The sequence below is a fragment of the Paenibacillus taichungensis genome (genome assembly GCF_013359905.1).
In the GTDB taxonomy this organism is placed as follows: Bacteria; Bacillota; Bacilli; order Paenibacillales; family Paenibacillaceae; genus Paenibacillus; species Paenibacillus taichungensis.
In genome coordinates this window covers 1-14444 of record NZ_JABMCC010000089.1, presented here as the reverse complement: position 1 = coordinate 14444, position 14444 = coordinate 1, and the positions used below count along the sequence as shown (strand labels likewise).

At 39.6% G+C, this 14444-nt stretch carries 8 protein-coding genes and 1 pseudogene; all 9 read left to right on the top strand.

Annotated features, from left to right (window positions below; genetic code table 11):
• Positions 1 to 50: 50 nt before the first annotated feature.
• A complete protein-coding gene (locus tag HP548_RS02495) occupies positions 51 to 1625 on the top strand; it encodes a hypothetical protein (RefSeq protein ID WP_175380773.1) in 1575 nt (524 codons plus the stop codon).
• A gap of 702 nt (positions 1626 to 2327) precedes the next feature.
• Positions 2328 to 2594 carry a hypothetical protein gene (locus HP548_RS02490; protein ID WP_175380772.1) on the top strand — a complete coding sequence of 89 codons (267 nt, stop codon included), beginning with the start codon at positions 2328 to 2330 and terminating at the stop codon, positions 2592 to 2594.
• Positions 2595 to 3176: 582 nt separating this feature from the next.
• Positions 3177 to 5969, top strand: a complete 2793-nt coding sequence (locus HP548_RS02485; protein WP_175380771.1) for an S-layer homology domain-containing protein — start codon at positions 3177 to 3179, stop codon at positions 5967 to 5969.
• Positions 5970 to 6110: 141 nt separating this feature from the next.
• Positions 6111 to 6692, top strand: coding sequence for a hypothetical protein (locus HP548_RS02480; RefSeq protein WP_175380770.1), 582 nt, complete (start codon positions 6111 to 6113; stop codon positions 6690 to 6692).
• A gap of 97 nt (positions 6693 to 6789) precedes the next feature.
• Complete coding sequence (locus tag HP548_RS02475) at positions 6790 to 8523, top strand: ATP-binding protein (RefSeq protein WP_175380769.1); 1734 nt, start codon at positions 6790 to 6792, stop codon at positions 8521 to 8523.
• Between the two features lie 488 nt (positions 8524 to 9011).
• Complete coding sequence (locus tag HP548_RS02470; RefSeq protein WP_175380768.1) at positions 9012 to 9956, top strand: copper amine oxidase N-terminal domain-containing protein; 945 nt, start codon at positions 9012 to 9014, stop codon at positions 9954 to 9956.
• Between the two features lie 92 nt (positions 9957 to 10048).
• Positions 10049 to 12148: a CAP and S-layer homology domain-containing protein gene (locus HP548_RS02465; RefSeq protein ID WP_175380767.1), complete on the top strand. Its 2100-nt coding sequence runs from the start codon at positions 10049 to 10051 to the stop codon at positions 12146 to 12148.
• A 697-nt stretch (positions 12149 to 12845) separates the two neighbouring features.
• Positions 12846 to 13760 (top strand): polymorphic toxin type 44 domain-containing protein, encoded by a 915-nt coding sequence (locus tag HP548_RS02460; RefSeq protein ID WP_175380766.1) that lies wholly within the window; start codon positions 12846 to 12848, stop codon positions 13758 to 13760.
• A 402-nt stretch (positions 13761 to 14162) separates the two neighbouring features.
• Positions 14163 to 14444 (top strand): annotated as a pseudogene (locus HP548_RS02455) (IMP dehydrogenase); the annotation flags it as partial.

The following is a 14444-nucleotide window of genomic DNA, read 5'->3' as shown; positions in this document are numbered from 1 at the left end:
TTAGCTGGAGAAGCTGAGTACTTCATATTCTAAAGATAGGTGAGGAACGCATGAATACAGTGGGATCAAATCAACAATCCGATGACTTACAAAACAGCCCAATTCAACACTACTTAACATTGTCATATTGCCTAGGGGAGATCGACTATCTTTACACAGATATTGATAAAATTTATGCGTCGCGAGAAGAGGATTATTTTGAGGTATTAAGTGATATAGATATATCCTTATCAAGGAAGTTGACTATGCAACCCCTTGTTCAAGTCCATGCTACAATAAAGGCATTTGCGATTACTGCTCTTGCAGCTCACGAGGGAAATTATGATTCATTGTTTAATCTCATTCGAAAAGGGTACCGCAAGGTCTGGGAATATGTAAAGAAAAACAAGGAATTCGATGCTTATAAATATTCAGAGAATCAGGAACAAACTGCTATAAACAGAGATTTAAGTGCAAGTGCCTTCTCGGTTGCAGACTCGTTGTGTTTTCTAAAAGAATATCCTGTATTTATATACAAGGATTTAATGGAACAACTGTATCAACATAGGCAGCTGATTTTATATAACATGTTTACGGTAGAAAGCAAACAAAAGGCAGATCCTGTACACAATCTTCGAAGTGAAAAGTTAATACATTTAATCAAGAACTTACAAAAATCCAAAAGTTTAGAAGTATTTTTTAATTCTGTTACTAATGAATATGAAGGCAGCCTGTTAAAAGGTAGTTCAACCAGGCTATCAAAAAAAACAGGTCAGAGAGAATTCACTCTCGGTTCGTGTGAACCATATATCTCCGTATTACATAGCATGAACTTGAGGTATTTCGGGATAATTGGAATGGAATGGTTTAAGCAGATTCAACCTGATAAACATATGATTGATCATCTCACTGCCTTACTTGAAGAAGCCCAGAATAATCAACGTTGGACAGATGAGCAGTTGGAAATTTTGTTCATCTCATTCCTGTTTTTCTGTGGTATTCATAAGGATTATCAGATCGCTCGAAAGTTAGCCTTAAGTGAATCTCAAGGGCAACTATTGCTAGATATTAAGCATATGCGCGAGGAATTTGATCTCTACAAAAAGGATAACATGAAAGAAAAAAGACAAACAGATTCGGCTGCGGAACAGTCAAGGATCAATACAGAAAAATTAGAAAAGGAATTGCTTGAAAAAGAACTTGAAATACAAGAACTTCGATCGTTAATTAGAGAAACAAAAAGCAATAATAAAGAAGTCATAGCTCTGCGGAAACTTGTAGCCAGTCTAAGGTCTGAAGAGGAAAAGATAGAACCATTAACGATAGATATGGATGAAATGATTCGATTCTTAAGTAGAATTAACGGTGTGATTATCGGAGGGCATCAACATTGGCAACAAAGACTACGCGAGAAACTGACAAATTTTAGATTTGTCCACGTCGTTGAGTTAAACCGAAGTTTTAAATTTATCGAGTCCGCTGATGCCGTGTTTGTTAACACAACTGTTTTGAGTCACAGCATGTACTTTAAGTTAATGAACCACATTGAAGCTTATAATACAAAGTTTTATTTTCTAGGTGAGCATACGAATATCGAGCTCAATGTAGAAGATATCTACAAGTTATATACTACAAAATTCAATTAGTTATGCCTCCATTAATTTTGCACCCTATAGACAACTGGCAGAACGATATCTGTTACTCTAAACTTCACATGGAGGTAAGAACATTCTTTCATCCAAAATCGCTATTATTGCGTTTTTCGTAATATCAGGCTATCCGGTAATTACTGGATGGCCTTTTTTGATGTTTTTTGTTGATGGGATATGGAAAATATAGAAGATTTATGGGGGGATCTCTTCCAATAAAATGTTATCTCGCGATCTCCAAAAAACCATGTTCGAGCTTGTAGTGGCGTGGTAGAACTCGTAGAACAAGCGTAGCTATAGATTTGGAACAAGAATGGAGCGAGAATCAATGAATAATCTGCTGTTCAGCACTCGTCTATAAATTTATATACCGTTTTGAGATTGTGGAGGTAATTCGTAAGAGACATTTCAGTAAAACATGGACGTAATTAATGTAATTCATGTTTTACAATTTTGATGTTTAATGATATATTTCAAATGTACTTTTCAAATAAGGCTGGAGTGTTCTGAGTTGTTAAGATAGTTTCTTAATGAAGTAAGGACTATGACTTCTTCTTTCGAATAATAATTTGATTGAAGGACCAGGATCGGTACATATTAACAATAGAAGATCATAACGAGGGTTGGTCGGATTATAGTGTGATTCTTTGGTGTCGTGGGGAAAAGTAAAACTATTAAATTCAGTGGGGGAAAATACAATTGAAGAATGAATATTTAGCTCCAGAAGTGATCTCTCTTGGGGATAAGGTTATTGAACTCTTATCGAATAATGGAATGGTTCTGGATGACTTATCTCGGGAAATAGGGCTCAGTAATGAAAGACTAGTACCGTTTTTTATGGGTAGCGAGGAAGTAACTCAGGATTTTGCTGAAAAACTTGCTAAGGTGTTCAGTCCGCCGGCTGATTTTTGGTTGGAGCTAGATAAAAAATACCATGAATCTCTAAAAAATGTAGCAACTCAGTGATAGTTCGGTTCCAAAAAGGTGTTGGATTGGAAAATCCATTCTACACCTTTTTAATTACCCGCTCGTTTACGTTGTGTAGAGTTACCTGGACAAGGATGAATTTTGGTTTTGAATTAGATATATATCTAAATTAAATGATATAAAAAAACAGATTTTATAATAACAATGGGATAAAATACCTATTTATTATCCAAAACACATGGTAAAATATCCTTATTATTTACAAGATTAAGTAGCTTTGGGAATTCAAAATACCTGTGTTTAAGAAATGTTTTGACGTTAAGGGAACAATTATTATTTTATAGCATTATTTTAGGGATAATCGTCATTTTAGTAGCGGGAACAGATCAGTTGATAGCATTAAGTGATCATCCGCTTCTAAGCCCATGGTTTGAATCGGGTTAAAGGCCACAGCAGTACTTAAGGTTACAAACTATGAACGAGTTGCGTAAAAGTAGGAATTTAGAGATTGACATAAAGGGAGAACAGGATTCTAGCTTTATGTGAACTTCTAACTAGAAGTTTTCATTAGGTTTACGCAAAACCATAAATGCGAAAATAGAAAAAGGGGATACAAGCAATATGAGGAAAGCGAAATTCAGTAAGTTGTTGTCATTAGTTTTATCAGCTAGCATGTTAGTAGCAAGTGTGCCATTAGCGGAAGGCAAGGTTAGCGCTGCAGAAACGAATACTATCACTTCTGAGGAGGTGCTATTATCGGCCCCAGCTAACTTACAAGTAAAAACAACAGATCATGAGATCAATGCCACCTGGGATGCAGTAGAAGGGGCGGAACAGTATGTTATGACCATTGACGGAAACCCTGTTTATAAAGATAAAGAACCTAGCTTCGTTACTTATAGGGCTCCGAATACATCCTATGAAATCGCAGTTTGGGCCATCGATCTTGCCGGTACACCAAGCGAAAAATCTATAATGATCGTGAAAACTAAAGAGCAGTTAACACCTTCATCTCCGAAGTTTAATGTCACTACAGATGAAACCTCCCTTACTGTAAGCTGGGAAGAGGCAGAAAGAGCAACAAGTTACGTGGTTCATGTAGATAACAAAGAAGTTTATCGTGGAAGTGATCTATCATACACCCTTACAGGGTTAACACCAAAAACGAGATATGTTGTAGATATATGGTCTGAAAATGAGCATGGAACTAGTGGTGAACAACGTGATACTGTAACAACAAAAGATCCAGACAAGCTACCAGCTCCCAAAGGGTTGAAGGTGGAGTCAACTTGGAATACAATCACACTTTCATGGGACCCCGTTGATGGTGCGAATACATACAGAGTAATTAGAAACAATACCTTCCTGTATGAAGGACCGAACACAACCTACACGATAACTGGTTTGGACCCGGATCGTCCTTATTCTCTTTATGTGTACGGGTTAAAGAGATCCCCGTCAAGTGTAACTATAGAGGGAGAACAAGGCAGGATTATGGGGGTAACAAAGAAATTACCAGAACCGAATAATTTTGTAGCCATCCCTAAATCAACTTCAGTTGATCTATCTTGGGATGCAGTTGAAAAAGCAGACGAGTACAAGGTCATGCGTGGAAAATTAATCATTTATGAGGGTCCTTTAACAACATTCGTGGATACTGGTTTAAATGAAGGTGAAACCTACAATTACTCTGTCTTAGCAATGGATGATTTCACCTCTGGTTTACCTGCGTATACGAGTGTAAAAACTTTGATTACACCACAACTTCCGTATCCTGAAAACTTTCGAGTGACGGAATTACAATATAATAAAATTCGTATAGAATGGGACGCTGTTGATGGTGCGGACGAATATGAGATCTCCCGTGACGGGATGACTATCGGTATTCCGATGGGCACATGGTGGACAGAGGATCTTGAAGACATCTGGTCTGGCGCAACTTACACCTACAGAGTCGCTGCTCTTAAAAAAGGTGTTAAAGGTAAAGTAGCGATCAAGGTGGTCACAATTCCGAATGAGCCTGTGCAAGGTCAAGCACCGAGTGGTGATCTGGCCCTGAAAGCGAACAGAGTCTATCACGATCAGGTTGGACTGAGTTGGGCTACAGTCACAGGCGCGACATATTATGATGTATTTCAAGATGACACAAACAAAGTATGGACCGGTTCAATAAATTCAATGACAGTGGGTAATGTGGGTCCGGAAGAAAGCCACACCTATAAAGTAGTTGCTGGAAATGCTGATGGCACATTGGAATCGAACGTCATCGAAGTAACCACTCCAGCAGCACCGCAGCCTATTGTCATCACACCCTCGCAACCGAGGGAAGGAACTATTACTTTTGACTTTAATGCCATCGAGGGTGCTGTAACATATGTAGAGCGAAACCCACAAACCACGTACACACCTCTAGGTGACGGGACCTATCGCAAAACATTTGTTAACTCTGCAACCGGTGAGAGCCGTGACGATGGAATTGTTTCCGCAGTCAATGGCAAGCTGAATTTTAGCGAGACAGGCGTTTATCCTAACAGGACATACAACTATGAGATCGTTGCTGTTGTGAAGAATGCTGATGGAACAGAAACAGTTGTAGCCAAAGAAGAAATCAGTGTCACAGCACCGGCAGATGGTGGAGGGGCAACTGTTCCTGGAACGATTGTTGATCCGGGTAATGGCGGCGATACAACACCAACCAGCCCAGGTTCTGGTAATGGCGGTGGTACCACGCCGACTACTCCGACACCAGGAAATGGTGGAGCGGTTACAAACCCATCATCTGTGGGGAGTACGTCAAGTGATACCAGCACTGGAACTGTAACGGTTCCAGGTCCCAAAGGTGATAGTGATGTTGAAGTTATTCCTGAAGAAGAAACAGAGCCTAGAGCCTACTCTGATATAGATGGTAGCTATGCAAAGGAAGCTATTCTTTCTCTAACTTCCAAAGGAATTGTTAAAGGTTACGCCAACGGGACTTTTGGGGTCAAGAAGCAAGTAACCAGAGCTGAATTCGCAATCATCTTAAATCGTGCCATGGGATACACATCATCATCACCGTATGCTGGAACGTTTAAAGATATTGATCCAGAAGCTTGGTATGTCTCAGAGCTTACCTCGGCCATTGAACATAAGATTACTAAAGGGTTTGATGAAAATACCTATCGTCCAAATGAGGTCATTTCAAGAGAGCAAGCTGCAAGCATGCTTTCAAACGTGTTGTTGAAAAATGGATCAACCCTGTCGTCTGCTGCTCAATATAAAGATCAAGCTACAATCGCGACTTGGGCCAAGGAGAGTGTAGAACTTGTGACCCAAGAATCCGTGATGAGCGGGTACCCTGGTAACAAATTTATGCCAAAACGCTCCTTAACTCGAGAAGAAGCAGCAATGATGATTCACAATCTGATTAAATAACAATCAACAAAGGTTAGGCCGGTTTTCGATGTGCTCCATCGAGCCGTCCTAATCTTTTCTTGTTTTAAGACATATCAGTAGTAGATAATAAATGAAAAAACTTAATCGCAATTAAGAATTCCCATGAGGAGGAACTGCTGTATGCATGTAAGACAAAAGAAATCTACTTTGGAAACTCTCACACGCTATAGTAACGGCGAAACGATCTCACATGAAGTAATGAGAGTTGTTGCTTCCGATATCCTTGAAATGCACAATACTATCTCAGAGGAACTGGCAGAACTAGAAAAGGAATACGATGTATTGTTCCATGTCAAACAGGGTGATGGGAACGGGAACACTGAAATTCAGTCTGATCAGGAAAATCTCTCATTAGATAAGTTACTTGTCTATTTTCCACCAGAAGGGAAAGATTCTTTAGAGTTTTCATTCTTTCTTGAGCATGAGGGTAAGCGATTTTTTCAATATTATCAAGATCTCTATGAACGACATACAGAAAAATTACCGTTGTGTGAATCATACGACCAATATCTCAAACAATTCCTTGAACCGGCAATCAGTAAGTATACAACGATTAGGTTGGGAGTCGACCCATTTGATAGAAAGACTACATGGATGGGATTGAAAGATAAAGATCAATTTACCTTGAATTTTTTGCCTCAAGTCAACTATGATTTTTTTAGTGGGGCAGCCCAATATAGGTCAAAATTATTGAATGTATAAATTTGATTTCTTTGGGGAAATTGAAAAGGTACTGTTGATGAATACATAAAAAATTCAGTAGATAATATATTTGAGTCTATAACTGGAGGTAGATCATATGAAGGCAAATGAAATTTTGAGGGTGCTGGAACAATACCAAAACTCAAGCTATAAGAAGATTCTCATTGATGGCCCATGGGGCATTGGAAAAACGAAATATATAGATGACTTCATAGCAAATCATCCAAATAGTTGTTATGTATCACTATTTGGAAAAAAAAACGTAGAGACTATTCACCAGGAAATTTATTTTAGACTATTAGAGAATGCACCTCGAGAGAAGATCAAAAAATTGGTGAGCATGGTACGTGGAAAAACAAACTCTGTAGATTTATCGATTTCTGGACTATCTTTGTCTATACCACTCATACAGAATACACTAAACACAATAAATAAAGAGTTGAAGGAAAGAGATACATTTGTTATTGTTTTCGATGACTTAGAAAGAAAACATGATGATCTTGATATCAAGGAAGTCTTCGGACTTGTCGATAGTCTCTCTAAGTTGGACAAAATCAAAATTGTATTGGTTGCTGCAACTGATCATATTAATGATGAAGATAATAATAATTATATGAACTTTAGAGAAAAAGCCATTGATAGAATATATTCAATTACTGATTTTGCCGATGAGGCTCCTAAAGCAATATTAGGTAATGATGTTTGGATGGTTGTTGAGAAAATTGCTGCAAATTTCCCCTTTAAGAATTTGAGAACGTATGAAAAACTACATCATTTTATCAATGAGGTAACTCAATCATTGGGGGGGGATGACGTTTTTAACGATAAGTTCTCCAGGGAAGACGTTTATCGTATGTGTTTTTCGACTGTAATCTTTAATGTTGAACATAAAGGTGAAATGCTACTTATAAATACATCTGATGACCGAAAAGACGCTACTACTAAGGCAATGTATGAAGGAGTAAGTAGCGGTAAGACAGCATATCTTTCAAATTACATTTTAAAATACTCGCCACTTACAAATACAATGTGCAGTCTCATTTTTCCACTTATAGATGAATGGTTTGTGACTGGATCTTATAAAGAAGAAGAAATCACAACCTTGATCACCACGATCAATAATTACCAGGAAAAACCCTCTAGCTTCTATTCATCTGAAGACCAGATCGTTGCAATGATAAACAACACAAGATCATACATTCTTGAACTTCAAGGAGACGAGAAAATTGTTGATATTATTGCTAATCTAACCACAGCACTCTCGTGGTGTGAGATCTTACAAATAGATTTCGGAATCGACATCGAAAAAATAATTGAATTGATTCACTCTAATATTTTGTATGAGGTTAATACGATGGACGGCCTCAATTCATGGTATCCACCTGCTGATAGTGAAAATGTTAGAAAGATAATATCAAGAATTATACAGGTGTCAAACAATGAGTACCTAAAAAAACAAGTTCTTGATGTTAAACTTGTTTTTGAAAGTAGAAGATTTGAAAAATACGGAATACTGAATGCACTTCAAGATGCTTTAATGGCAAACCGTGACGAAGCGACACAAAGAGAAGTCGCAGAAACAATTCAGAATAATAACTTTTTCTTTCCAGTACCCGCTGGAATATTAAATAAAGAACATTGGAATTGGTGTCATCTTATCAAGGGGATAATACAACGAATAGAGACACAATGGCAGATAAAAGGGTATTATAAGAAGTTTGAGTTATTTGCTTACTCTTTACATGTTAATGGTGAAGAGAGACTGATAAAACATCGTTTAAACACTCTATTTGGTAAAGGGAATGAAGACAGAACTGAAATTAGTCACTGAGATATTTATAAGTGAACTTAAGTGTATATTTCTGAAAACTACAGATGGATTTAATGAAGTCGCTACTTTAAACAGCGGCTTTTTTATTTGGAATCTAAGAGTGTACGCAAGTAGAATTAGACGATACGTTACTTGGCCGAAGCCCGTTCCCCAGCCGGCACACTGTTGCTGGAAGGACAATTCGCGGATCAGGCGAACAAGCAGTTGGAGATTTGTCGAGGAACAGGAACCTGTACTGACTGACGGAATGGACAAGAACATAATAGCCCTATTTTCTACTAGATACATATCTAATTAGTTTATATAGAAAGTCAGGTTTTATTATATCGATGGGATAAAATGCCTATTTATAAACTATTGTACATGGTAAAATATTCTTAGTGTTGCCAAGTTTTTTTTGATATTTAGGGTTGGTTAGACCTATGAAAAAAAGATACCGGGAAGTGATAGTGAGAAGATGTACATATGAAAAGCAGAGGGAGTTAGATATGAAGAAACTGTTATTAACAGTAATAGCAAGTATGTTGACTGTAAGCATGATAGGTTCGGGAAACGAAGCAGTTGCAGCCGCAAGCCCTCCGAAGCAAGTAGAGGTATTGCTAAATACCGTTAAAATGAAGTTTCCAGATGCGAAGCCATTCCAGGATGGACAAGGTAGTGTTATGGTTCCGATCCGCTTTGTATCGGAAGCCTTGGGTGCAAAGGTGACGTACTCCAAGGAAGGAAAACTTTCCAAGGTTGGGATGTTCGGCAAAGACCATAAGGTAGACATGACGATCGGGCAGACTTCAGCCCTCGTCGATGGCCAGAAGAAAGACTATGGCACGCAAATCATTCTGAAGCAGAATCGTACTTTCGTTCCGCTGCGTCTGGTGAGTGAAGGACTTGGCCAGAAGGTAGAGTGGGACAAGATTGGCCGTTGGGTCTGGATCGGGAACAAAGACTTCCGGAGTACAGATGATAAAGAGTTTAAGGTCACGAAGATGAGTGACTTCAAAGCATACGAAAAGTCAAATTACGTTTTCAATAACATCAAAGATGAAAAATATAATGGAATTAAAGTCATTAAGGCTAGTGATCTTCCTTTGAGGTTGGCTAACGGTCAAGTAATATATAGTTTAGAAATGGTCCAACGAACTGGGGGAAACTACATTGAAATCAGGAGTACTCAGAGAGGAACAACGATTCAATTGTTGGTCAAAAATGAGTTTGCAAAGGTACGTAGCCATGTTGAAAATGCCTTTGTTAATAATGGTGATCAAACTGGTTTGAACTTTTATCCAGAGAACAGCAGTACCGATAAGTTTCAGAACCGCAAGTACATTGATGGATATGATTATACAAACTTTAAATTTAGCCAAGCCGACTATATCTTATTCTCTGCAGCAGAGCTAGAAGATTATGGTGTTGCTATAGTTAATCCATTCAAGTAAGGGGCAAAAATTGAATGTAAAGACAATCAGCTCGATACTGACAACTCGGTTAGCAAGTTTCGTAAAAATGGGAAGACGAGGGGAGAAACACCATGAACGCAAGTAAAAATAGCAAAAACAACAGGCCTAATCGGGGGATCGGATGGAGATCGGGGCGCAGGTGGGCAACCTGTCTGCTCGCCGCGGTCCTGGCCCTTACGGTCATCGTACCGGCTTATCCGGCAGAACACGCATCCGCGGCATCGGCCACGACGGCGTCGCAGGGAGGGTTCACGCAGGATCAACTCGACGGATTGGCATATCTGAACGAGATTAGGGCGAAGGTAGGCGTAGGCCCGTTGGAGCTGGATGCGAAATTGACGCAGGCGTCGCAGGCGCATGCGGCTTATTACAATACCACCCGCTTCGAAGGGTTGTCGGCACATCGGGAGGAGCCGGGTACGTCAGGATTTACGGGAGTGACAGCCGGAGAACGGGGCAAAGCAGCCGGATGGCCAAATACATCGGTCGCTGAAGTCATGTCTTATAATAATGCAACGACACGTGAAGCGATCGATTCTTGGCTAAGCACCGCTTATCATCGCGCAATTATATTGGATGATAAATATACATCCGTCGGCATCGGGTTGCAAGGTGGTACTGCGGTCATGAACCCAGCCTATGTGAAATTTGAAAAGAATGGTCCGGAAGCCAAAGTGTATCCGTATGACGGCATGAAAGGAGCCGACGTTGGATTCTACGGAAACGAAATTCCGAATCCGCTTGACCGCTTCGGTGTTGAACACTCGGGTGGCATTATATCGGCTGCGGCAGGCTTCGCAATCGATTCGTTCGAAGCGAGCATCGTGGACTCGCAAGGGCAAGAAGTCCCGTACAACAGTGAACTAAAAGGCGATACGGTGTTCTTGTATCCGAAGGATGTACTGGACGGGTACAGCGTCTATACGGTGAAGCTCAATTATACGCTTTATCAGGAGTCGCAGCTTCGAAGCAAGTCCTGGTCGTTCACGACAGGCAAAGGGCGCACGTTAAAGGGCTTATCTGCTCAATACGACGAATTGGTGCTAAATCCGGGAAGCAAGTTGCCTATTCAGATCATGGCATCTTACGATGATGGCACATTCGGAACCCCGAAAACGCCGATTACTTACTCCAGCAGTTCGCCTGCCGGTCTGAAAGTCTCGGCGGACGGCACGCTTGAAGGGGTTAAGCCCGGCAGTTATAAGGTGACGCTCAGCTCCGGAGTGGTGAGAGGGACGGTGCCAGTGCGGGTATTCGAGCGCCTCAAGAGCAAGAGCTATCCAGCAACTAATCCGACTAGGGTCAAAGATATCGCAGGACGCGCCGATCAAGCGGCGATCGAGTGGGCACTTCGTTCGGGCATCGCCGTTGCGGATGCAAACGGTAAATTCCGCCCGGAAGATTCCGTGAGCGAAGCGCAGTTCCTCATCATGCTGCTGCGCATCTATAAAGTCGATGATGAATCGTACGCTTCCAAGAAGAAGAAACAGCATTGGGCGGAAGGCGCGTATAAAGTGGCTACGGCCCGCAATCTGCTACTGTTCAGTGCAAGCCCCGGCAAAAGCGACTTCCGGGACAAACCAATTAACCGTTATCGCGCGGCTGGTCTGATCGCGTCGGCGGACGGCGTGAATTACGATTTTTCAGATGCGGTGAACTACGTGCTGGCTCATGGTTACATGCGCGGAACCGAAGGCAATCAGAGCTGGATGTTCGGTTCCAACGATATCGTTACTCGGGCGCAGGCAGCAGTGATCTTGATGCAATTGCAGTCCGGCATGAAACAATTGGTCGGCGCACCTAAGTCGGTCACATCCGAGAAAAAGTTACCTGAACCTCTGTTTCCGGAAGTGTATATCAAACCGGCACTAGGCAGCAAGACGTTGATCGCTGAATTCCGCACGGACGGGACGCTTTCGGTGGAAGGACAATTCGCGGATCAGGTGAACAAGCAGTTGGAGATTCAAATTGATCAACACCAGAAAAACCTGCAAAGTGGGAAGTTGCTGGAGAAAATTCCAGTGCAGACAGATTCGTCGGGGCGTTTCTCTATTTCGGCCATAGGTACGTATGGCGACGAGATCCTTAATGTGTTCCTAAGAACGGAAGGAACGGCATATTATATTGGGGTCAAAAAAGGCACTATGAACGCGTCGGATTATTCAAGATAAAATAAAGTCCTCACAAACTCAACATCAAAGCACAATGAAGCCTCCGACCTGTTACGGAGGCTTTTTCGTGTCCAGAAACCCTTATGAACTGTTCATAAACCGGTAGGCTTCTTAAATAACTTAATCAGGTCAAATATAGAGGCAAATATAAAAATTACCACGGGATATATAAGGTTAAACAATATTATTACCAATCCTTCAGATGGTAAAGGTTTTAAAGCTGGGTTGTTCAGTGGGTACATATACGAAAAAATTTCAATAAAAATATAGTAATATGGAAACCAAATCAGACTAGATAAATATTTTAGTTTTGAATTTAGAAATTTTCTTTGAATAATGAATCCTACTAATAAAAAAATAATAATATAACATGCAGAAATTATTAAATTTGAAATAGTTTGAACTTGCAATTCAGAATATTGAAATATTTCTGCTATTCTGTAGTAATTAATTCTAATCTCTGTGTGAACAAAAATGGAGATAGCAAATAGAATTCCTATAATGTTCAAGAATACAAACTTCTTCAAACAGTATCCCTCCAGTACAAATTTAGTGGATAACTTCATCAATACTAATGAATATATGGATATAATATGAATATTATGCAATAATCATAGCAAAAAATGGGTTGTTATGATATGGTTAAAAAAGGAGGTATATGTAAAATAAATACATATTATAATGGGAGGTACAGCTAATGAAAAGATTTTCATTTTTGATTAGTCTATCAATTGTTTTTTCTTGTGTGTTTTCTGGATCTGCTTTTGGTGAGAATAATAAAAGTTTAGATTTGGATGCAATTCCTGAAACCATCCTAAATAGTCCGATGTATGAGGCAGATCCACTAAGTTCCCTTGATTCACAGGAAACAGATCAACTTAAAGCGCTACATCAAGAGATCATTAATAAAGGTCTAATTACTCTTAATGAAGATGGCAAGATGGTCCTTAATGATGAGACATTTACTGTATTGAAGGTAGATTCGCAATTTGAATCAATCTATGTTGAGAATATCAGCAGAGTAAATATGTTACTTGATCAAGGTGGGGTATATTTAGATAATGATTTTAATCTGCAAATGGGTTCGACAGAAGAAATTGCAGAAGGTATTGCAGAACGTACTTTGGAATTAAAAAAAGAGCAATTGTTATCTCAATTCAAACAGGATCAATTGGTAACTCCATTTGCTGATCCAGGCGCACCTCCATTCCTGTATGCTTACTCTATTTCTTCTCAAAATTATTATCAAATGTATGATATTTGGGCATCACTAGCTTTAGGAATCTATGGAAATCCCACTGCAGCGTTATCATACACTACTACTTGGTGGGTTGATAGAGTGAGACCAGGAGGGATCTGGGATTACAAAGTAGTGAATGGATACAAACCATATAATAAAGAATGGACTGCCTTTGTCAAAGGTGGTAAAACCCAAATTAGAAAAACAGAATGGTTTGGCAATTATAATTACGGCTTTACTGGTAAGTTGCTTTTCCCATTAAGCATTCTATACACAGGCGGGGATGTTGTTTCTAAAATTACCGGCGGTGCACCAGATAGTTTTGAAGATAGAGCAGATATAGCTCAAGGTTATAACGAAAATACGTTGTAATGAAAAATAATTGTTCCTTCTAGAAACCCTACATTCTTTATAGTAGGGTTTTTTCTATGTGTAGTATTCATGAGTAGTACAAATATACAGAATATGACGAGGGACAAGAACATGATCCCATTGAAGTCGCTATTTTAGCGGCTTTTTTATTTTATCGGTACAAGTTCTTGTCCTGAGCCATGGACACGAACTTGTACCGATTGCCGGTATTGACAAGAACATAGTTCGATTGCCGATTAGATGCACATCTAAACAATGATAACATGCCTTAAAGTTTTATTAAGTACCATAATTACATGAAAATGTTCACAATGTTATGTGACAACTGACAAGATGAGATGTTAAACACGGTAAAAGGCGAAATACGGACTGAAAATAGCTGCTGAGGAAAAGAACTTGTACTGGCAAAGGATTCTTCTTGAATACGTCCGGAAGAATTATGGGGATACCGTAAAAATTGGGGCCGGAAATATAGTCGATAAAGAAGGTTTCCGTTTCTTAGCCGAAGCTGGTGCCGATTTTGTAAAAGTAGGAATTGGCGGAGGTGCAATTTGTATTACACGAGAACAAAAAGGCATAGGGAGAGGTCAAGCTACCGCATTAATTGAGGTAGCGAAGGCTCGTGATGAATATTTTAATGAGACAGGAATCTATGTACCAATTTGTTCTGATGGAGGTACTGTA

Coding starts and splice junctions, on each gene's coding strand:
- HP548_RS02485 (WP_175380771.1), top strand. CDS start 3,177: ATGAGGAAAGCGAAATTCAGTAAGTTGTTGTCATTAGTTTTATCAGCT.
- HP548_RS02460 (WP_175380766.1), top strand. CDS start 12,846: ATGAAAAGATTTTCATTTTTGATTAGTCTATCAATTGTTTTTTCTTGT.
- HP548_RS02480 (WP_175380770.1), top strand. CDS start 6,111: ATGCATGTAAGACAAAAGAAATCTACTTTGGAAACTCTCACACGCTAT.
- HP548_RS02465 (WP_175380767.1), top strand. CDS start 10,049: ATGAACGCAAGTAAAAATAGCAAAAACAACAGGCCTAATCGGGGGATC.
- HP548_RS02495 (WP_175380773.1), top strand. CDS start 51: ATGAATACAGTGGGATCAAATCAACAATCCGATGACTTACAAAACAGC.
- HP548_RS02475 (WP_175380769.1), top strand. CDS start 6,790: ATGAAGGCAAATGAAATTTTGAGGGTGCTGGAACAATACCAAAACTCA.
- HP548_RS02470 (WP_175380768.1), top strand. CDS start 9,012: ATGAAGAAACTGTTATTAACAGTAATAGCAAGTATGTTGACTGTAAGC.